The organism is Microbacterium sp. CJ77 (assembly GCF_002911615.1).
Taxonomy (GTDB): domain Bacteria; phylum Actinomycetota; class Actinomycetes; order Actinomycetales; family Microbacteriaceae; genus Microbacterium.
Window position 1 is genome coordinate 207,666 of the sequence record NZ_PQBR01000023.1, and the last position, 20,508, is coordinate 228,173.

20 protein-coding genes, 2 tRNA genes and 1 pseudogene are annotated in these 20,508 nt (G+C 64.8%); 12 read left to right on the forward strand and 11 right to left on the reverse strand.

Going from position 1 to position 20,508, the window contains the following annotated elements:
* Positions 1 to 53: 53 nt before the first annotated feature.
* Positions 54 to 377 carry a thioredoxin gene (gene trxA / locus C2868_RS12850; protein ID WP_100812545.1) on the forward strand — a complete coding sequence of 108 codons (324 nt, stop codon included), beginning with the start codon at positions 54 to 56 and terminating at the stop codon, positions 375 to 377.
* Positions 378 to 460: 83 nt separating this feature from the next.
* Here trxA and C2868_RS12855 read toward each other — a convergent pair whose 3' ends face one another.
* The 8 genes and pseudogenes from C2868_RS12855 to rpmH all read right to left on the reverse strand — a co-directional run bounded on the left by C2868_RS12855 (position 461) and on the right by rpmH (position 6,545).
* On the reverse strand, positions 461 to 1,450 hold the full coding sequence (locus tag C2868_RS12855; RefSeq protein WP_103663451.1) for a ParB/RepB/Spo0J family partition protein: 990 nt from the start codon (positions 1,448 to 1,450) through the stop codon (positions 461 to 463).
* The gene (locus tag C2868_RS12860) at positions 1,450 to 2,403 is read right to left on the reverse strand and encodes a ParA family protein (protein ID WP_374935785.1); all 954 of its coding nucleotides are present in this window, start codon (positions 2,401 to 2,403) and stop codon (positions 1,450 to 1,452) included. The genes C2868_RS12855 and C2868_RS12860 overlap by 1 nt, the downstream gene beginning before the upstream one ends.
* Positions 2,404 to 3,306: 903 nt before the next feature.
* Positions 3,307 to 3,945 carry a 16S rRNA (guanine(527)-N(7))-methyltransferase RsmG gene (gene rsmG, locus C2868_RS12865; RefSeq protein WP_258034447.1) on the reverse strand — a complete coding sequence of 213 codons (639 nt, stop codon included), beginning with the start codon at positions 3,943 to 3,945 and terminating at the stop codon, positions 3,307 to 3,309.
* A gap of 19 nt (positions 3,946 to 3,964) precedes the next feature.
* Positions 3,965 to 4,486 (reverse strand): R3H domain-containing nucleic acid-binding protein, encoded by a 522-nt coding sequence (locus C2868_RS12870; RefSeq protein WP_100812548.1) that lies wholly within the window; start codon positions 4,484 to 4,486, stop codon positions 3,965 to 3,967.
* A gap of 209 nt (positions 4,487 to 4,695) precedes the next feature.
* A pseudogene (gene yidC, locus C2868_RS12875) lies at positions 4,696 to 5,706 on the reverse strand (membrane protein insertase YidC); the annotation flags it as partial.
* 3 nt (positions 5,707 to 5,709) lie between these two features.
* Positions 5,710 to 6,069, reverse strand: a complete 360-nt coding sequence (gene yidD / locus C2868_RS12880; RefSeq protein ID WP_103663454.1) for a membrane protein insertion efficiency factor YidD — start codon at positions 6,067 to 6,069, stop codon at positions 5,710 to 5,712.
* Entirely contained in the window at positions 6,066 to 6,398 is a 333-nt protein-coding gene (rnpA, locus tag C2868_RS12885) for a ribonuclease P protein component (protein WP_100812551.1), read from the reverse strand. Before rnpA ends, yidD begins: the two co-directional genes overlap by 4 nt.
* A 9-nt stretch (positions 6,399 to 6,407) precedes the next feature.
* On the reverse strand, positions 6,408 to 6,545 hold the full coding sequence (rpmH, locus tag C2868_RS12890) for a 50S ribosomal protein L34 (RefSeq protein WP_100812552.1): 138 nt from the start codon (positions 6,543 to 6,545) through the stop codon (positions 6,408 to 6,410).
* A gap of 323 nt (positions 6,546 to 6,868) precedes the next feature.
* On the opposite strand from rpmH, the gene dnaA reads away from it, so the two are divergent.
* The 7 genes from dnaA (at position 6,869) to C2868_RS12925 (ending at position 16,861) form a co-directional block, all read left to right on the forward strand.
* Positions 6,869 to 8,311 (forward strand): chromosomal replication initiator protein DnaA, encoded by a 1,443-nt coding sequence (gene dnaA, locus C2868_RS12895; RefSeq protein WP_100812553.1) that lies wholly within the window; start codon positions 6,869 to 6,871, stop codon positions 8,309 to 8,311.
* 516 nt (positions 8,312 to 8,827) lie between these two features.
* Complete coding sequence (dnaN, locus tag C2868_RS12900; protein ID WP_100812831.1) at positions 8,828 to 9,976, forward strand: DNA polymerase III subunit beta; 1,149 nt, start codon at positions 8,828 to 8,830, stop codon at positions 9,974 to 9,976.
* Between the two features lies 1 nt (position 9,977).
* A complete protein-coding gene (gene recF, locus C2868_RS12905; protein ID WP_103663455.1) occupies positions 9,978 to 11,156 on the forward strand; it encodes a DNA replication/repair protein RecF in 1,179 nt (392 codons plus the stop codon).
* Complete coding sequence (locus tag C2868_RS12910; RefSeq protein WP_103663456.1) at positions 11,149 to 11,679, forward strand: DUF721 domain-containing protein; 531 nt, start codon at positions 11,149 to 11,151, stop codon at positions 11,677 to 11,679. The genes recF and C2868_RS12910 overlap by 8 nt, the downstream gene beginning before the upstream one ends.
* A gap of 122 nt (positions 11,680 to 11,801) precedes the next feature.
* The gene (gene gyrB, locus C2868_RS12915; RefSeq protein ID WP_100812556.1) at positions 11,802 to 13,829 is read left to right on the forward strand and encodes a DNA topoisomerase (ATP-hydrolyzing) subunit B; all 2,028 of its coding nucleotides are present in this window, start codon (positions 11,802 to 11,804) and stop codon (positions 13,827 to 13,829) included.
* Positions 13,830 to 13,880: 51 nt separating this feature from the next.
* On the forward strand, positions 13,881 to 16,460 hold the full coding sequence (gyrA, locus tag C2868_RS12920; RefSeq protein WP_103663457.1) for a DNA gyrase subunit A: 2,580 nt from the start codon (positions 13,881 to 13,883) through the stop codon (positions 16,458 to 16,460).
* Positions 16,457 to 16,861 (forward strand): DUF3566 domain-containing protein, encoded by a 405-nt coding sequence (locus C2868_RS12925; RefSeq protein WP_036296699.1) that lies wholly within the window; start codon positions 16,457 to 16,459, stop codon positions 16,859 to 16,861. Before gyrA ends, C2868_RS12925 begins: the two co-directional genes overlap by 4 nt.
* A gap of 10 nt (positions 16,862 to 16,871) precedes the next feature.
* Here the strand turns inward: C2868_RS12925 and C2868_RS12930 are convergent, their stop codons facing one another.
* A complete protein-coding gene (locus C2868_RS12930; protein ID WP_103663458.1) occupies positions 16,872 to 17,594 on the reverse strand; it encodes a VIT family protein in 723 nt (240 codons plus the stop codon).
* 89 nt (positions 17,595 to 17,683) lie between these two features.
* Between C2868_RS12930 and C2868_RS12935 the strand changes: the two genes are divergently transcribed.
* Positions 17,684 to 17,760: transfer RNA gene (locus tag C2868_RS12935), tRNA-Ile, on the forward strand.
* Positions 17,761 to 17,771: 11 nt separating this feature from the next.
* Positions 17,772 to 17,844: transfer RNA gene (locus tag C2868_RS12940), tRNA-Ala, on the forward strand.
* 34 nt (positions 17,845 to 17,878) lie between these two features.
* Here C2868_RS12940 and C2868_RS12945 read toward each other — a convergent pair.
* Entirely contained in the window at positions 17,879 to 18,358 is a 480-nt protein-coding gene (locus tag C2868_RS12945) for an aminoacyl-tRNA deacylase (protein WP_103663459.1), read from the reverse strand.
* Positions 18,351 to 18,935, reverse strand: a complete 585-nt coding sequence (locus C2868_RS12950; protein ID WP_100812560.1) for a DNA helicase — start codon at positions 18,933 to 18,935, stop codon at positions 18,351 to 18,353. The genes C2868_RS12945 and C2868_RS12950 overlap by 8 nt, the downstream gene beginning before the upstream one ends.
* A gap of 105 nt (positions 18,936 to 19,040) precedes the next feature.
* Between C2868_RS12950 and C2868_RS12955 the strand changes: the two genes are divergently transcribed.
* A complete protein-coding gene (locus C2868_RS12955) occupies positions 19,041 to 19,598 on the forward strand; it encodes a peptidylprolyl isomerase (RefSeq protein WP_100812561.1) in 558 nt (185 codons plus the stop codon).
* 156 nt (positions 19,599 to 19,754) lie between these two features.
* On the forward strand, positions 19,755 to 20,453 hold the full coding sequence (locus C2868_RS12960; protein ID WP_258034448.1) for a rhomboid family intramembrane serine protease: 699 nt from the start codon (positions 19,755 to 19,757) through the stop codon (positions 20,451 to 20,453).
* Positions 20,454 to 20,508 lie beyond the last annotated feature (55 nt).

Sequence of the window (20,508 nt, forward strand, 5' to 3'; positions counted from 1 at the left end):
CGAGAGCGTTACGACGTTCTCTTCGCTGAGACTTCCGAAAGAAGGAGAAGGATATGACCGCCAAGTCCACGACCTCGAGCACGTGGGAGCAGGACGTTCTCAATGCCGAGGGTCCCGTTCTCGTCGACTTCTGGGCCGAGTGGTGTGGTCCGTGTCGTATGGTGGCCCCGGTTCTGGACGAGATCCAGTCCGAGCACCCCGACAAGATCACGATCCTCAAGCTCAACGTCGACGAGAACCCCGATCTCGCCATGAAGTACCAGATCACGTCGATCCCGGCGATGAAGGTCTTCCACGGTGGCGAGGTCAAGACGACCATCATCGGCGCCAAGCCGAAGTTCGCACTGGAGAAGGATCTCGCGGCGTTCATCGGCTGATCGGCTTCACCGGCAACGACGAAGGCCCCGGCTCAGAGAGTCGGGGCCTTCGTCGTTGCCTCGCAAGGCTCCGGCTGGCCGGTTCAGTCGGAGCCGAATCCGTCGATACCCATCTCGGCCAGGATTCTGTTGAGATCCTGGATAGTCGAGAAATCTATCTTGACCTGGCCTTTTCTAGCCGTCAGTGAGATCTGGACTCGTGTGTTCAGACGATCACCCAATCGGCCCGCGACCTCGTCGAGGTGCCCGCGACGAGCGCCGGCCTGAGGCTTCGTTGCGCGCTGGGGAGTGTCTGGACGACCCTTGACGATCGCCTCGGCGGCGCGAACCGAGAGGTCTTCGTTCACGATCTTGTCGGCGAGCCGCTGGATGGCGGAGTCGTCCGGCAATCCGAGAAGTGCACGCGCGTGGCCGGGGCTGAGTACACCGGCGGCCACGCGTTGCTGCACGGGAAGCGGTAGGCGAAGCAGGCGAATGGTGTTGCTGATCTGGGGACGCGAGCGACCGATGCGTGTCGCGAGCTCTTCCTGCGTGATCCCGAAGTCCTCGAGCAACTGCTGATAGGCGGAGGCCTCCTCGAGTGCGTTCAGCTGCGATCGATGCAGGTTCTCGAGCAGGGCGTCGCGCAAGAGATTCTCGTCTGCCGTGTCGCGAACGATTGCGGGGATGCTCGCGAGGCCGGCCTCACGAGCCGCGCGGGTACGCCGCTCGCCCATGATCAGCTCGTATGTGCCATCCTCGGCACGCGGTCGAACGACGACCGGCTGCAGAACACCGAACTCGCGGACACTGTGCACCAACTCGGCGAGGTCATCCGCGTCGAAGTGCGTGCGGGGCTGGCGCGGATTCGGCACGATTTCGCGGGGGTCGATGTGCGCCAAACGGGCACCCGGAACGGCGACGAGCTCGGCGAACCGCCGTTCTTCGACAACCGTTTCCTCATCCGCAACGGCCTCCACCGCTTCCAGCCGTCGCGCGCCGGGGAAGAAGACATCGACGGGGCGGCTCTCCGCTTCACTGGTGGGGATCAGAGCGCCGATTCCTCGTCCGAGTCCTGTTCTCTTCGTGGACATCAGAGCGTGCCTTCCTCGTTGGTGTCTTCGTTGCTGGTTACGGCGGGCACATGCTTGCTGATCTCGATCGCGGCCTCACGGTATGCGACGGCGCCGGCCGACTGGCCGTCGTACGCGATAACCGTCTGGCCGAAGCTCGGAGCCTCAGAAACACGAACGGATCGGGGGATCACGGTCTGCAACACCTCGCCAGGGAAGTGTGCGCGAACCTCGTCCGCCACCTGCTGTGCGAGTCGGGTGCGCCCGTCGTACATCGTGAGCAAGATCGTCGAGACCTGCAGGCTCGGGTTGAGGTGGCGCTGAATCATCCGCACGCTCCCGAGCAGCTGCGTGAGTCCCTCGAGCGCGTAGTACTCGCACTGAATCGGGATGAAGACTTCATTCGCCGCGGTGAACGCGTTGATCGTCAACAACCCCAGGGAGGGGGGGCAGTCGATCAGTACGAAATGGATCGGAAGAGCACTCGTTGCGAGATAGTCCTCGAGAGCGCCCCGCAGGCGGTGCTCTCGAGCAACCTGCGACACGAGTTCGATCTCCGCACCAGCCAAGTGCAACGTGCTCGGCGCGCACAAGAGGTTCGGTGACTCGGGGCTGACCTGAACGATGTCTGCGAGGGGGAACTCATCGATGAGCACGTCGTACACGCTCGGTGTATCGGGATCGTGGGGGATTCCCAGTGCGGTGGACGCATTCCCTTGGGGATCGAGGTCGATCACCAGGACCCGTGCCCCTAGGGAAGCGAGGGCGGCCGCGACATTGACCGTGCTGGTCGTTTTGCCGACGCCACCCTTCTGGTTTGAGACGGTCAGGACGCGCGTCCTGTTCGGTAGTTCGATCGCGACTCCCTCCAAAGCTCGGCGGCGTGCGCTGAGGTCTGCGATCTCCCGTGCCAGCGGGGTGTCGTCTATCAGTTGTGCGGATGATCGGACATCCGAACGTCGGGCATGTTCCACGTGAAACGCTCCACTCGCGGCAGGGGGACGACCTCTACTCTAGGTGCGCTCTCGTCGCTGAAATCACATCCGACGTCCATGAGACTTCCCTCATCAACGTCACCCCTGGTCGCACGGCGTTTCACGTGAAACACGGCGTGTCGATATCGCGACCAGTTCGGCGGCGCATCGATATCAGCGAACCGGTGCCGACGTTTCACGTGAAACGTCGGTCGGTGCCCGCGCCTCGATCGTGATCGCAGATGCGACGTCTCACGCTCACAAGAAGGAACGTCGATCGAATTCACGGACGGAGCGCCGTTCGTGAAACACGAAGTGCCACGCTATCTCGCTCGACCAAACGATGCTCGCTGACTGCACAGCGCGCGAGACGTCTTCTACCGAGTCAGCTCCGCACGAATCGGCGTACGGCTTCACGTCGGACAGTTCGCCACGAATACCGTCTCTCGTCGACGCACAGCGAGAGACAGAGCAAAGCCAAAGCCAAAGCCAAAGCCAAAGCCAGCCGATCACTACCGAGCCCGAACCGATGACCAGACCCATGGTGTGCCCGTCGGCGCATCCGGTCTGCCCAAGTGCTCACTCAACCGACGATCGCGTGCCATCCGCCCGTCGGGGAGCGTCAACGGAGCGAAGCGCATTTCATGCGTCGGCGGTGAACTCAGTTTAGGCATCCTCCTCACGTGACGAACGGAAGTCGAATCGACAGCCGACGCGTCGTTTCACGTGAAACAGCCATGATTGCTGGATCCCAGGTCCCTACACAGCATCGCCATCACAGAACGGGATCGTCCTGTACGCGCTTCGCGTGAAGTGCGTGTTCTGTGGTCCGAGATCCAGCCACCCCCGCGGGGCGGTGAGGATCCATCAGCCAAGCTCCGTTTCACGTGAAACTGCGGACGATCAGGCGGAGGGACGCACCCGGGCGCGGAAGACCGTCGTCGGTTGTTCCAGCAGACCCTCCCCGAAACGCTCCGCGCGTGCGTCGTGCAACCGGAACCGACGAATCTGCTTCTCTGCGGCCGATATCTCGGATTCGACCGACGCGCCCTTCATCAGCACGAGCTGACCATTCGGACGGACCAGGGGAGCGGTCAGGGGGATGAGGGTGCGAAGTGCGGAAACCGCGCGCGCCGTCACGGCGTCGAGGCCAGAACCGGCGTCGTAGTCCTCGGCGCGCGCGCGCACCACGTCGACGTTGTCCAAGCCCAACAGATCCACCTGCTCGACGAGCCAGGCGACCCGGCGCTCCATCGGCTCGATCAACACCCAGGAAACATCGGGGCGCGCGATCGCGAGAACCAGTCCAGGTAGCCCGGCGCCCGAACCTACATCGCCGATGCGAGCACCGCTCTCGAACGCCTCCGAGATGACCGCGCTGTTGAGGATGTGCCGAGACCACAGTCGCGAGGCCTCGAGTGGCCCGATCAGGCCGCGCTCCTCGCCGTGTTCCGCGAGTTGATCGGTGAAGCGCCGAGCCAGTTCGATCCGCGCACCGAAGATCTGAGCCGCAACGGCCGGCTCGGCTTCTACACCTGTCACCGTTTCACGTGAAACAGGATCAGGCGCGTCGAATGACGGTGTGCCGGTCGGCACCCTCGCCATAGGACTCCGAGACGAAGCCGCGGTCGGCCACGATGTCATGAATGAGCTTCCGCTCATAGCTGGACATCGGGGGCAGTGATGCCTGGCCGGCGCCTTCTTCGAGACGCTCGATGGCGCGCGCGACCAACTGCTCGAGCTCACCCTGCCGGGTGTCGCGTGACCCTCCGACATCCAGGATGAGGCGGGAGAATCGACCCGTCTTGTTCTGAACGGCAAGACGCGTCAGCTCCTGCAATGACCGGACTGTTTCCGGGTCTGACAACACCGACAGCGTCGTGCGGCCCTCGGGGGCCTCGACAGAAACGTATGCACGTCCGGCACGAACGTCGAGTTCGATATCTCCGTCGATATCAGCGATGTCGAGAAGTTCCTCGATGTAATCGGCGGCGATGTCACCCTCTTGCTCGAGATGGGCAAGAGAGGGCGTCTCGTCGGGGGATGCGTCCTGGGGCACCGGTGCATCGGATGTCGTGGTCATGTCGTGAGCTCCTCGCGCCGTCAACGGCGCTTCTTGGGGTCCTGTTTGGTGTTGTTCGTGGGTCCGCCCTGTCCGGGATCCGCGGACGGCGGCGTCAGTGATGTCGAGCCAGCAGAGGACGCCGGAGCGTCAGCATCCGCCGAGGGGGCAGGAGTTCCCGACTTGCCCGCGGGCGGGGGAGTGGTCGAGCCGGCGGGGGTGTTCGGTCGCGCCTGCTTCTTGGCGCGCTGCTTACCGACGGGCTGCTGGCGCTTGGGAGTCACGGCCTTCTTCTTCTCGGCCTCGGCCAGCAGACGGGCCTGCTCCTCGACGTAGCGTTCCATCGAGACGATCTTGCCCTCGGAGTTGATCGCCTTGCCCTTGCGAGCCAGGCGCTCTTCGCGTGCCTTCGCCGCATCCGAACCGGGCGTCGGCATCTCACGGATGACGATGAACTGCTGAACCATCGTCCAGATATTGCTCGTGAACCAGTAGATGACGACACCGAGCGGAAAGAAGACACCCGAGAAGATGAAGGCGAGCGGGAGGATGTAGAGCATGATCTTCTGCATCTGGTACGCCTGACCGGTCTTGGCCTCGGGCGACAGATTCTTCGAGATGATCTGCAGCTGGGTGAAGAACTGCGACGCGATCATGAGGATGACCAGCACGACCAGGATCGCAACCGTGGCTTCCCAGCCCTCGGGCCGCGCCTCCCACGCACCCGCCAGGGTGTCGTGCAGGGACGCGACGCCGAAGAGCTTGGCGTCGAAGAACTGCTGCGTCAGCTCGGGCGTGAGAACACCGACACCACCCACACCGTCCTTCACGTGCTGTCCGATGGACGACAGCACGGAGTACAGGGAGAAGAAGATCGGCATCTGCACGAGCAGGGGCAGACAGCTCGAGACGGGCGTCGTGCCGTGCTTCTTATAAAGCGCCATCGTCTCGCGGCTCATCGCCTCGCGAGACAACTGATCACGCTTCCCCTTGTACTTCTCCTGAACTTTTCGCAGCTCAGGGGCGATTTCCATCATCTTTCGCTGGCTCTTGATCTGCCGCACGAACAAGGGAATCAAGGCCGCCCGCACGACGATCACCAGTCCGACGATGGACAGCACCCAGGTGATGCCATCCGCAGCACCGAACCCGAGAGAGGTCCACACCCAATGCCATGCGACAAGGATCAGCTCGACAGCCCACTTGAGCGGCCAGAGGACGATTCCGATGAGATCCGGCACGGATCAGTCCTTTCTTCGGGGCGACGGAACGACGAACCCGTGGTGGGTCAGTTCGTCCCGGAAGTCGGTACGCGGGCGGACATCGTCGATGCCGCCCTGCGCCCACGGGTGGCAGCGGGCCAAGCGAGTGGCAGCCATGACAGAGCCACGAACGACCCCGTACTGCTGGATGGCTCCGACCGCATAGGCGGAACACGTGGGGTAGTACTTGCAGACATCCCCGTAGATCGGAGATACCGTCGCGCGGTAGGCGATGAGGGCCGCGATCGCGGTGTTACGCGGAACCAGGCACGTGGCGCGCCAGCCGCGAGCTATGTCGAAGTGGGCATCGCCCGTCATCGCGGTGGGGAGCGGAGCGCTCATACCCGACCTCGCCGCAGGCAACGCAGCACTTCGGCCCGTAGAGTCGCGAAATCCGCGGTCGCCGATGTTGTCAGAGCGCGGATCACGACGTCCCGACCGGGATCGAGCTCGGTGAGAGCTTCATGACAGACCGCTTTCAAACGCCGACGTACCGTATTGCGCACGACGGCATTGCCGACGGCCTTCGACACGATGAACCCGAAACGCACGTCGTCATCCGTGCGAGCCATGACGTGCGTCACCGTGTGTGCTCCGGCGCAGCGAGTGCCCCGGCGGACGACGGATCGATAGTCGAGGCCGCGGGTGAGACGATTCGCTCGGGAGAGCACCGGGATGGGTCAGGCCGAGACGGTGGTGCGACCCTTGGTGCGACGCGCCGAAAGAATGGCGCGTCCCGCGCGGGTACGCATACGAGCGCGGAAGCCATGCTTCTTGGCGCGACGGCGGTTGTTGGGCTGGAAAGTACGCTTGCTCATGAGTGTCACTCCGGGAGACGAGTCGCCGGGACGTGGCGACCGGAGACGTTGCTAGGCGGGAGAAGGATGCCGCGAGGGCATAAGTCAACCTGGTAAGAATACGTCCTCATGGCACAGGTCACAAACTGAGCGTGATTCCGGACGCATTATCCCCAGCGGTTTGGCACGGGCATGGCATCGACACGCCGCGAGGTCCTACAGTGGATTTTGCTCCGCCGCACCGCCTGGCTAGCGTGGGCGCGACAGTTATCCACAGGTCCGAAGATGGCGCTCTCGCCCCCGGACACGGTTACTGACAGATAGCCGCGAACCCCGGGGGACCCATGTCACAGCACGATGTTCCAGACATCTCGATCTGGGCGACCGTGCTCGACGCACTCACCGAAGACGACCGGATCACCCCTCAACTGTATGGATTCCTCAGCCTCGCCGTTCCCCAGGGCGTGATGGCGGGCACCCTCTACCTCGACGTCCCCAACGACCTGACAGCGGCTCAGTTCAACAAGCGCATGCGCCCGTCGATCCTCGAAGCTCTCTCCCGCATCGATCACCCATCGGCCGCCGTCACCTTCCGTGTCGTCGTCAACCCCGACCTGGCGGAGGCGCACGTCGCTCCCCGTACGAACCCCACCGCACAGACGACCCCGGATGCGCCGGCGCCGGCTCCCTCACAGTCCGGGCTGCGCTCCTATGTAGAGACTCCGCCCGAAGCACCGGCTTCGGCTTCGCGCAACGACACCCGCCTCAACCCCAAGTACACGTTCGACAATTTCGTCATCGGTCAGTCGAACCGTTTCGCGCACGCCGCCGCCGTCGCCGTCGCCGAAGCACCCGCGAAGGCCTACAACCCGCTCTTCATCTACGGAGAGTCCGGGCTCGGCAAAACCCACCTGCTGCACGCGATCGGCGACTACGCGCTCAATCTCTATACGGGCATCCGCGTTCGGTACGTCTCGAGCGAAGAATTCACGAACGACTTCATCAACTCGATCGCCAACAACCGGGGCTCCGCATTCCAAGCCCGATACCGCGATGTCGACATCCTCCTCATCGACGACATCCAGTTCCTCCAGGGTCGCGCCGAGACACAGGAAGCCTTCTTCCACACGTTCAACACGCTCCACGATCACGACAAGCAAGTCGTCATCACGAGCGATCTTCCCCCCAAGCACCTCACGGGGTTCGAAGACCGCATGCGCAGTCGGTTCGAGTGGGGCCTCATCACCGATGTCCAGGCGCCCGACCTCGAGACGCGCGAGGCCATCCTGCGCAAGAAGGCGCAGAGCGAGCGGCTGCAGGTGCCGGACGACGTTCTCGAGTACATCGCAACGAAGGTCTCGAGCAACATCCGCGAACTCGAGGGCGCACTCATCCGCGTCTCGGCATTCGCCAACCTCAACCGCTCGTCGCTCGACGTACAGCTCGCGCAGACCGTCCTGCGCGACATCATCGATCAAGACGATGCGAACGTCGTTTCGCCGACCGACATCATCACCGCGACGGCACAGTACTTCAAGCTGTCGGTCGATGATCTGTACGGCTCGAGTCGCTCACAGGCCGTCGCCACCGCCCGACAGATCGCCATGTACCTGTGCCGTGAACGCACCAGCCTCTCGCTGCCCAAGATCGGTCAGCTCTTCGGCAACCGTGACCACACGACGGTGATGTATGCATACAAGAAGATCAGCGATCTCATGAAAGAGCGTCGTTCGCTCTACAACCAGGTCACCGAGATCACGACGATCATCGGTCGCGCCGGCCGCTGATCGGCGGATGCCTGAGCGGCGGATGCCTCGCCGCTCACGTTTCGCGCTGCCCTATATGCCGCGACCCGCGCTTGACATGTGCCGATCAGAGCCACCAAAATGCCGTTTTCACAGTGTGGATAACCTGTGGATAAGCCTCACGGAATACGTCCAGACTGTGCAGACATCGCGCCGCGCTGTGGATAGACATCGAAACTCCGGTCCACCCGCCTTCCGCATAAACCCGGGCATCCGCAGCTGGTCCACAACTCACACCGATGTAGTTCCATACTCTCGACCGGCATGTCGGGAGTTATCCACATGATCCACAGGCGTTAACACCATTAACTAATTCTTCTTCTGAGAGATCGATTCCCCTCACCTTTACGGCGAAGGCTGTGCGGTGCACGAGCGGCCGACGCGGACTCACGACATCGATGGCCCGGCACTAGCATGGGTAAGCCCACACCCGGGACGACAAGTGTCCGCGGGGGCGGGCGTCCACAGGACCGAACCTCCACAGACAAAGGAGTGACCGTGAAGTTCCACGTGAATCGCGATGTCTTCAGCGACGCGGTCTCTTTCGTCGTGAAGCTGCTCCCGCAGCGCAACCCCCAGCCCATCCTCGCCGGTGTACTCATCGAGGCGGGTCCCGACGGTCTCTCGCTCTCGGCGTTCGACTACGAAGCCTCGGCCCGCACGGTCATCGAAGCGACGGTCGACAGCCCGGGCACCATCCTCGTTCACGGCCGCCTTCTCTCCGAGATCGCCAACCGGCTGCCGAGTGCTCCGATCCAGGTCGTCGTCGACGACGACGGCGGGATCGTCCTGAGCTGTGGTTCGGCCCGCTTCACCCTGCCGGGCATGCCTGTGCAGGAGTACCCGGCGATCCCCGAAGTGACGGCCGAGCCCGGTCTGGTTCCGGCCGAGGACTTCGCCACAGCGATTGCGCAGGTCGCGTTCGCTGCGTCGCGCGACGATGTGACTCCCGTGCTGACCGGAGTGCAGCTCGAGGTTTCCGGAACGACCCTGAGCCTCGTCGCGACCGACCGCTACCGCGTCGCGCTCCGTGAGATTCCCTGGGATGGTGCTTCGGCCGTCGAGGGCGAGGCCTCCGCTCTTGTTCCCGCCCGCACTCTGCAAGAAGTCGGCAAGACCTTCGCCCACGGCGGCGACATCCGGATCGCCTTCTCGGGATCCGGCGACCGCGAGATCATCGCCTTCTCGTCGGGCGAGCGTACGGTGACATCGCTTCTGATCAAGGGCAACTTCCCGCCGGTCCGTCGGCTGTTCCCCGACCAGAACGCGCACCACGCCGTCGTCAACACGGGCGAACTCATGGAAGCGGTCCGCCGCATGCAGATCGTTCTGGATCGTTCGGCGCCCCTGCGGTTCACGTTCTCATCCGATGGCGTCACGATGGATGCCTCCGGGGGAGACCAGGCGCGCGCATCCGAGTCGGTCGACGCGCACCTCGACGGAGACGAGGTCGTTCTCGGTCTCAACCCGCAGTACCTCCTCGAGGCGTTGACCGCGGTACGCAGCGAATTCGTGCGGATCACGTTCACGTCGTCCGACAACGCCAACAAGCTGAGCCCTGTTCTGATCACGAGTCAGACCTCGGTCGACAAGGCCGGCGCGGACACGTTCAAGTACCTCCTGCAACCGAATCTGCTGCTGCGCTGACGTGATCGTCGAGCACGTCAGCCTGGTCGATTTCCGCAACTACGCGACCGCGGATGTCGCGCTGGTCGCGGGCCCCAATCTGTTCGTCGGCCGCAACGGCCAGGGAAAGACGAACCTCGCCGAGGCGATCGCATACGTCGCCACGCTCGGGTCGCACCGGGTTTCGGGCGACCAGGCCCTGGTTCGCGCGGGTGCGGAATCGGCGATCCTGCGCATTCGTGTCGCGCACGCCGGGCGCAGTGTGCAACTCGAAGCGCAGCTTAACCGGACGGGCCGCAACCGCGCACGCGTGAACGGTGTGGATGTGCGCCCTTCCGAACTCCCGCGGTACGCACAGGTGGTCGTGTTCGCCCCCGAAGACCTGGGGATCGTCCGCGGCGACCCCTCCGCGCGTCGTCGTTTCGCCGATCAGTTGCTCGTTCAGCGGTCGCCTCGGATGGCGGGGGTTCTCGCGGACTACGACCGGGTGTTGCGCCAGCGCGGAGCCCTCCTCAAGTCGGCACGTGCACGCGGGATCCGCGGCGAAGCGCTGTCGACCCTGGATGTCTGGGACGACAAGCTCGTCTCGCTCGGCTCCGAGATCATCGACGCGCGTCAGGTTCTGGCGACAGAGCTCGCGGCGCCGATCGAGGCGGCTTACGCGGCCATCGCCGGGGAGGATCACCGACCCGAGCTCGAGTGGGTTCTCTCCGTTCGCGGCGCCGACCCCGAAGAGGGGGATGAAGCGGGCCCCGGCACACCGGCCGGCGTCACCGCCGAGCTCTTCCGAGAGGCGCTGGCGCAGAAGCGCACCGCCGAGCTCGAGCGCGGTCTCACTCTGGTCGGGCCTCATCGCGATGACCTGCGGCTGAGCATCCGCGGCCTTCCGGTCAAGGGGTACGCGTCGCACGGCGAATCGTGGTCGGTCGCGCTGTCCCTGCGGCTCGCTTCGGCTCAGCTCCTGCGCGCAGAGTCGCGCAGCGGTGACCCGGTGTTGATCCTCGATGATGTCTTCGCAGAGCTGGACGCGCAGCGCCGCGCACGGCTGTCGGATCTCACGGCACAGTTCGAGCAGGTCATCGTGACCGCCGCGGTGTGGGAGGACGTCCCGGAGACACTGCGGAGCAGGACCGTGCGGATCGAAGGCGGGCGGATCCTGCCCGAGCCGACGGGCTCGGCGGTCGAGGCATCCGATGCCTGATGACGAGACGGCGGATGTCGCGTCCGGGAAGCCGGTCGAGGCTGAGATCGACGCCCCGCCTTTGACCGTCGCGACGTACCTGCGTCTGCGCGGAATTGCCGCGCCGAGGTCGCGCAAGCGGCGCCGGGTCCGGGATGCCGAGGGCGAGAACATCCCGTTCGCGCCGGGCCGAGACCCACACGGGCTCGGCGATGTCATGGCGGACCTGACGCGCGAGGCGGGGTGGAACACTCATCTCGCCAGCGAAGACGTGCTTCGGCGTTGGGCCGATGTGGCCGGCGCTCAGACCGCGGAGCACGCTCGACCGGTCTCTCTCGAGGGAGGTGTCATGACCGTGCAGTGCGATTCGACGGCATGGGCGAGGCAGCTTTCGAGCCTGCGCGCAGACATCCTGACGCGCATCATTCGCGAACACCCCGACGCGGGCATCACCGGAGTGCGCTTCGTGGGGCCGGACGTTCCCTCATGGAAATGGGGCCCCAGGACTATTCCAGGGCGCGGTCCACGCGATACCTACGGCTGAATGGCCATTTGGGGTGCCGAAAGGGATTTCATCCCCGGAGAGGGGCGCGTGATGCGAACGATCGGTCCCCGCTCCGATAGACTGGAAGCGACGACTTTCCCTATTTGGAGCGCCTCTTCTCTATGACTTCCGACTCATTCGATAGCGCTCAATCCGGCAGCAACACCGCCCCCGAACCCCACGCGTACGGCGCGGATGAGATCCAGGTTCTCGAGGGTCTCGAGGCGGTACGCAAACGCCCCGGTATGTACATCGGCTCGACGGGCCCGCGCGGACTCCACCACCTGGTGTATGAGATCGTCGACAACTCGGTCGACGAGGCGCTCGCCGGATACTGCGACACGATCGATGTCACGATCCTTCCCGACGGCGCCGTGCGCGTCATCGACAACGGTCGCGGTATCCCCGTCGACATCCACCGCACCGAGGGCAAGTCCACGGTCGAGGTCGTCCTCACCGTGCTGCACGCCGGCGGCAAGTTCGGCGGCGGCGGATACGCCGTCTCGGGCGGTCTGCACGGTGTCGGTTCCTCGGTCGTCAACGCCCTCTCGTCCCGCCTCGAGGTCGAGGTCCGTCGTCAGGGTTACGTCTGGCGTCAGTCCTATGGCGGCGGCGGCGTACCCAAGGCGCCGCTCGAGAGGGCCGAAGAGAGCTCCGAGACGGGCACGACGATCACGTTCTGGCCGGACGAGACGATCTTCGAGACGGTCGAGTTCGACTACGACACGTTGCGCACGCGATTCCAGCAGATGGCCTTCCTGAACAAGGGCCTGCGTATCGACCTGCACGACGAGCGCCCCGAGAAGGCGTACGACGAAGAGGTCGAGGGCCAGCTCGTGCTGCAGCAGCCGACCGACAGCTTCCTGTACGAGCGCGGCCTCGTCGACTATGTCGAGTACCTGAACAAGGTGCGCAAGGCCGAGCCGGTCAACGACGTGATCATCGACTTCGAGTCCGAGGCGCCCGACAAGAAGATCGCCATGGAGATCGCGATGCAGTGGACGACGAGCTACACCGAGAACGTCTTCACCTACGCGAACACCATCAACACGCACGAGGGTGGCACGCACGAAGAGGGCTTCCGCGCGGCGCTCACGACGCTCGTCAACAAGTACGCGCGAGCGAACAACCTGCTCAAAGAGAAGGACGAGAACCTGTCGGGCGATGACGTCCGCGAGGGTCTGACCGCCGTGATCTCGGTCAAGCTGTCCGAACCCCAGTTCGAGGGCCAGACGAAGACCAAGCTCGGCAACACCGAGGCGAAGGCGTTCGTGCAGAAGGTCGTGGGCGATCAGCTCGGCGACTGGTTCGACCGCAACCCCACGCAGGCGAAGAACATCATCCGCAAGGCGATCGACGCGGCCACCGCGCGACTCGCCGCGCGCAAGGCTCGTGAGACCGCGCGACGCAAGAGCGTCTTCGAGTCGGCCTCGATGCCCGACAAGCTCAAAGACTGCACGAGCAAGGATCCCTCGATCAGCGAGATCTTCCTGGTGGAGGGTGACTCGGCCGGCGGTTCGGCGGTTCAGGGTCGCGACCCGCACACGCAGGCGATCCTCGCCCTCCGCGGCAAGATCCTGAACGTCGAGCGCGCGCGCATCGACCGCGCCCTCGGCAACAACGAGATCCAGGCGATGATCCAGGCTTTCGGAACGGGCATCGGCGAAGAGTTCGACATCGAGAAGTCGCGGTACCACAAGGTGGTTCTGATGGCGGATGCCGACGTCGACGGCCAGCACATCACGACGCTCCTCTTGACCCTGCTGTTCCGCTACATGCGCGGGCTCATCGAGGCCGGCTACGTCTATCTCGCACAGCCGCCGCTGTACCGCCTGAAGTGGTCGAACTCTCCCCACGAATACGTCTACAGCGACCGCGAACGCGATGCGCTGCTGACCGCGGGCCTCGCCGAGGGCAAGCGCATCCCCAAGGACAACGCGATCCAGCGCTACAAGGGTCTCGGTGAGATGAACGACAAGGAGCTCTGGGAGACCACGATGGATCCCCAGACCCGCACCCTCTTGCAGGTGACGATCGAGGATGCCGCGGCCGCCGACGAGATCTTCTCGACGCTGATGGGTGAGGACGTCGAATCCCGGCGCACGTTCATCCAGCGCAACGCCAAGGATGTCCGCTTCCTCGACATCTAGGTCCGATACCGCGGATCCCGACGAACCTGACGCAGACGAAGAAGAGACGACATGACTGACGAAGACCGCCCCGACGCAACGCCGGTTCACGATCACGGCCGGATCGACCAGGTCGACCTGCAGTCCGAGATGCAGCGCAGCTATCTCGACTACGCGATGGCCGTCATCGTCGGGCGCGCTCTCCCGGACGTGCGTGATGGACTGAAGCCCGTGCACCGCCGCGTGATCTACGGCATGTACGACGGCGGGTTCCGTCCCGACAAGGGATTCTCGAAGTGCGCCCGCGTCGTCGGCGAGGTCATGGGTCAGTACCACCCGCACGGTGACTCGCCGATCTACGACGCGCTCGTGCGTCTCGTGCAGCCGTGGTCGCTCCGCTACCCGCTGGCCGACGGTCAGGGCAACTTCGGATCGCCCGGCAACATGGGCGCGGCCGCCCCGCGGTACACCGAGACCAAGATGGCGACGCTCGCGCTCGAGATGGTGCGCGACATCGAAGAAGAGACCGTCGACTTCACCGACAACTACGACGGTCGAACGCAGGAGCCGACGGTTCTGCCCGCGCGTTTCCCGAACCTCCTGGTCAACGGCTCGGTCGGCATCGCGGTCGGCATGGCGACCAACATCCCGCCGCACAACCTGCGCGAGGTGGCCGATGGTGTGCTGTGGTCGCTCGAGAACCCGGATGCCTCGCGCGAAGAGCTGCTCGAAGCCCTGATCCAGCGGGTGCACGGACCGGACTTCCCGACCGGGGCGCAGATCCTCGGTGTCCGCGGCATCCACGAGGCGTACCGTACGGGGCGTGGCTCGATCACCATGCGGGCCGTGGTGTCCGTGGAGGAGATCCAGGGCCGCACGTGCCTGGTCATCACCGAGCTGCCCTATCAGGTGAACCCCGACAACCTCGCGATCAAGATCCGTGATCTCGCTCGCGACGGCAAGATCTCGGGCATCGCCGACATCCGCGACGAGACGTCCGGTCGCACGGGCCAGCGCCTGGTGATCGTGCTCAAGCGCGACGCGGTCGCGAAGGTCGTGCTGAACAACCTGTACAAGCACACGCAGCTGCAGGAGAACTTCGGCGCGAACATGCTCGCGATCGTCGACGGCGTGCCCCGCACGCTGTCGCTCGACGCCTTCGTGTCGCTCTGGATCACGCACCAGATCGAAGTGATCGTCCGTCGCACGACGTACCGTCTGCGCAGGGCGGAAGAGCGCATGCACATCCTGCGCGCGTACCTCAAGGCTCTCGACGCTCTCGACGAGGTCATCGCGCTCATCCGCCGATCGGCATCGGCCGACGACGCACGCGAGGGACTGAAGAAGCTCCTCGATATCGATGACCTCCAGGCCCGCGCGATCCTCGAACTCCAGCTGCGACGCCTCTCGGCGCTGGAGCGTCAGCAGATCATCGACGAGGCCGAGAAGATCACGGCGCAGATCGTCGACTTCCAGGACATCCTCGCCAGTCCCGTGCGCCAGCGGACGATCGTCCGCGATGAACTGACCGAGATCGTCGCCAAGCACGGTGACGACCGTCGCACCGAGATCATGATGGGCTTCGACGGCGACATGTCGATGGAAGACCTCATCCCCGAAGAGGAGATGGTCGTCACCGTCACGCGCGATGGGTACATCAAGCGCACGCGCAGCGACAACTACCGCGCACAGCACCGCGGTGGCAAGGGCGTCAAGGGTGCGCAGTTGCGCGCCGATGACGTCGTCGAGCACTTCTTCGTCACGACCACGCATCACTGGCTGCTGTTCTTCACGAACAAGGGGCGCGTCTATCGCGCGAAGGCGTACGAGCTTCCCGAGGCCGGCCGCGATGCCAAGGGTCAGCACGTCGCAAACCTGTTGGCGCTGCAGCCGGGCGAAGAGATCGCACAGGTCCTCGACATCCGCGACTACGGTGTCGCGACCTACCTGGTCCTCGCCACCCGCGGCGGCCTGGTGAAGAAGACGCGTTTGACCGAGTACGACACCAACCGGCAGGGCGGCATCATCGCGATCAGCCTGCGTGAGGGTGATGAGCTCGAGAGTGCCCTCCTCGTCGAAGCCGATGACGACATCCTCCTCATCTCGCGACACGGCATGTCGCTGCGATTCACCGCCAACGACGACGCGCTCCGCCCCATGGGTCGTTCCACCGCGGGGGTGAAAGGAATGTCGTTCCGCGATTCCGACAGTCTGCTGTCGGCGAGCGTGGCGGCCGAGAACGGCGGATCGGCCGGACACTACGTGTTCGTCGTCACCGAGGGTGGCTACGCAAAGCGCACCGCGGTCAACGAATATCGTGGTCAGTCGCGGGGCGGTCTGGGCATCAAGGTGGCCAAGTTGAGCGACGAGCGCGGCGACCTTGCGGGCGGTTTGATCGTCGGCGAGGACGACGAGGTCTTGGTGGTTCTTGCCAGCGGCAAGGTGGTACGCTCCTCCGTGGCCGAGGTGCCTGCCAAGGGTCGCAACACGATGGGTGTCGTGTTCGCCCGTCCCGGCGACGACGACCGGATCATTGCCATCGCCCGTAACGGGGAGAGGGGAATCGAATCCCAGGAGCCTGCCGAAGCAACCGCTACCGACTCCGAGGAGTCGACACCCGCCACCTCCCCCGAAGAGAGTTCTGACGAATGAGCACTGTTGCCGACAAGCTGGCCAAGAAGTCGAGCCGCCAGGGAAGCTCTAAGCAGGTCCGGTTGCGACTGGTCTACATCGATTTCTGGTCGGCCGTGAAGCTGTCCTTCCTCGCGGCCGTGGCCATCGCGATCGTGACCGTGGTGTCGTTCTTCCTGATCTTCATGGTCGTCCAGACCACGGGCCTGATCGGTCAGTTCGACGAGTTCTTCCAGAGCTTCTCGGAGAACGGCGTTCGCATCTCCGACCTCGTGGGTCTGCCGCAGGTCATGGCATTCGCCGCGGTCGTCGCGATCCTCAACCTGATCGTGGTCACGGTCCTCGGCGCTGTCGTCGCGGGGATCTACAACCTCGCGGTCAAGATCACCGGCGGCCTGCTCGTCGGCTTCACCTCGAACTGAGGCGGAGCGGTCAGACGACCCCGGTCGTCCCCAGCAGACTTCCGATCAGCCAGGTCACGGCGAGGGCGAGCGATCCACCGATCACAAGTCTCACCATCGCGCGTCCGCGGTTCGAACCGCCGAGCTGGGCCGACACCCATCCGGTGATGGCCAGCGCAGCCAGAACCGCGACAAAGGTGACGGGCACGCGCCACGCGGGCGGGGGGAGCAGGATGGCGAGCAACGGCAGCAACGCACCGACCGTGAAGGCGACGGCCGAAGAGAGGGCTGCTTGCCAGGGGCTGACCAGGTCGTCCTGGTCGATATGCAGCTCGACCTCGAGGTGGGCGGCGAGTGCGTCGTGAGCGGTGAGTTCTTCGGCGACTTGCCGTGCCGTCGCTTCCGAGAGCCCGCGGGCCCGATACAACTCGGCGAGTTCGTCGAGCTCCTGTTCGGGCATGTCGCGCAGCTCGGCGGTTTCTTTCGCGATCAGTGCCCGCTCACTGTCGCGCTGACTGCTGACCGACACGTACTCACCGAGCGCCATCGAGATCGCGCCACCGACAAGGCCGGCGATTCCGGCGACGAGAAGGGCCGCCGAGTCGGTCGTCGCACCGGCGACGCCGACGACGAGCGATGCGACCGAGACGATGCCGTCATTCGCGCCGAGAACCCCGGCTCGGAGCCAGTTGAGCCGCTGTCCGATACCGCCCACGTGTGCCTCGCCGACGTGTCCTGTCACCTCATCCGTCATGTGCACAGTCAATCGCCTCGCGGCTCGCGCGACAACACAGACGGCGATTCGCGCGAAGCGCGCGGGTCGGGTAAAGTCTTGGAGGTTGCGGGGCTATAGCTCAGGCGGTTAGAGCGCTTCACTGATAATGAAGAGGTCCCAGGTTCAAGTCCTGGTAGCCCCACCAATACACCCCGCGGGGCCTTAGCTCAGTTGGTAGAGCGCCTGCTTTGCAAGCAGGATGTCAGGAGTTCGAATCTCCTAGGCTCCACAGTTGCTGCGATCGGCGGGCGTTGTCGGCAGACTCAGGCCAGTGGCTGCGAGATGTCGGCGACGGTCGCGCCCAGCGCTTCGAAGAGCGCCTGTGCGTCGACGAAAAGGCTGTATCCGTGTGCGCCGGCACCGAGCGCCACACGACCGGATATCGTCTCGTCCGCGTAGACGGGCCAGGCCGTCGTACTACCGAGGGGCACGATCGTGCCGCGCTCGTAACCCGTCGCGCCGAGGGCGCGTTCCGGGTCGGGCAGTTGGAGCTTGTTGACGCCCACGAGGGTGCGGAGCTTCGGCCATGCGATCTGTCGATCGCCCGGGATCAGCGCGAAGAGGTAACTGTCATCGCTTCGTTTGACCACGAGGGTCTTGACGATGTCGCGTGGCTCGATACCGAGCAGCGCGGCGGCTTCGTGCAGACTGCCCGCTTCCGGGCGTTCACGGATCTCGATGTCGAGACCGAGGTTGGATGCCGCCGACCGCACACGTGCGGTGGCGGCATCCGGATCACTCATCGGGAGAGCGGAGCGGGTCGTCCGCGACCCAGAGCTCGTCGTCGGCCCGCAGCGTCTGCCACGCGGCGTACAGCACGCCAGCCGCGGCGATGACGCCGAGGACGATGGCGATGACGCTGCCCGTGCTGATGCCGGAGCGCTGGGGCTCGAGCACGGCAAGCTTCTTCGACATGGCCTTGGTGGCCTTCTTGCTGTACGCGTCCGCCTTCTTGCCGAAGCTGCGGGAGTCGGGCAGCGAGAAGCCGCGACCGGATGCCAGGCGCTCACGGGTGTCGTTCGCCGCGTCCCAGACGGAGAGTGCGCTACCGACGACCCCGCCGACCGCCGGAACGACCCGGTGTTCGAGGACGTCGCGGCTGACCTTGGCACTCTTCTGAACAACGGGGACGACCCGCTGTTCGTATGTCGCCTGAACGGCCGGCGCGACCTGTTCGCGTGAGTAGTTGCCGAGCTGACGGCTCGCTTCGCGGGCGATACCCGCGGCCTCTCCTACCAGCACCTGCTGCGTCTGCCACACCTTGTTGGCGGAATCCTGCAGCTTGCGGAGCTCTTTCTTGCGCTTACGACTCAGGCCCACGGCTGCCTCCTTGTTCGTCGGGGCGACGATGCGCCCCTCCCCATCTTGCCACGGTGAGCCCGCGAGGCCAGAGTTCGCGGCAAACTCCTATGCCAGAATGGATCAATGCCGCATCACACCGCTGTCGCCACCCTGCACACCAACCACGGCGACATTGTCGTCAACCTCTACGGTGACCACGCTCCCCGCACGGTTCGCAACTTCATCGGGCTCTCTGACGGAACCGGTGAATGGACCGACCCCGCCACGGGCAAGCCCGGCGAGGGCGCCCTCTACACGGATGTGGTCTTCCACCGCATCATCCCCGGCTTCATGATCCAGGGCGGCGACCCGCTCGGACAGGGCACCGGAGGACCGGGCTACAACTTCGACGACGAGATCAGCCCCGAGCTCAACTTCAACGCCCCCTACGTGCTCGCGATGGCCAACGCCGGCCTGCGTCGCAACGCGATCACGGGCAAGGCCGAGGGCACGAACGGCTCGCAGTTCTTCATCACGACTGACCCCACGCCGTGGCTGCAGGGCAAGCACACGATCTTCGGCGAGGTCGCCGACGACGCGTCGCGTGCCGTCGTCGACGCCATCGGCGCCGTCCCGACCGCGGGCGGCGACCGGCCGATCGAGCCCGTCGTGCTGCAGTCGGTCGACATCGTCACGGTCTGACGCACTCGCGTGAGCACTGACGGGGCACGTAATCCCGAAGACTTCTGCTATCGGCATCCCGATCGCCGGAGCTACGTGCTCTGTCAGCGCTGCCTCCGCACCATCTGCCCGGAGTGCCAGACACAGGGTGCCGTTGGTGTCATCTGCCCCGAGTGCATGAAGGCCCAGCGAGCCGATACGCCCAAGGCCGTGCGCCGCGCGCGCTCGTCCGTGCGCGCGATCAGCGGACGTCCCCTCGTGACGTACTGGATCATCGGGGTGACGGTCGCGCTCTTCGTGCTCAATTTCATCCCCGGGCTCAACCTGACGAGCCTCTTCTGGTTCAACAGCGGCTACCTCGACCCGGCACTGGGGAACTTCCAGCCGTGGCGACTTCTCACGGACATGCTGGCTCACGACGGCCTGTGGCATGTCGGGCTCAACATGCTCGCCGTCTGGATGATCGGGCGAAGCCTCGAGCCGCTGCTCGGTCACATCCGATTCCTCCTCCTGTATGTGCTCTCGGGCCTTGCGGGCTCCGTCGCGGTCGCGCTGCTCGCACCCGGGACATTCGTGATCGGCGCGTCAGGAGCGGTGTTCGGATTGCTCGGAGCGCTGCTGGTGATCGGGCGGCACATCGGCGCCAACATCACCGGCATCCTGATCATCGTCGGCATCAACCTGGTGATCGGGTTCCTGCCGGGCTTCGCGATCTCGTGGCAGGCGCACGTGGGCGGGCTCGCTGCGGGTGCCCTCGCGGGACTGATCTTCGCGCGCACGCGTCGGGCCGATCAGCGCGGGCTGCAATACGGTCTGCTCGCGGGATTGGCGGCGGTGCTGCTCGCACTATGTGCCGTGCCCGCACTCATCGGTTGACCGAGGGTCGCGTCCGGCTTCCCACGCTCAGCGGCCCGGGTCGAACGGGCGGTTG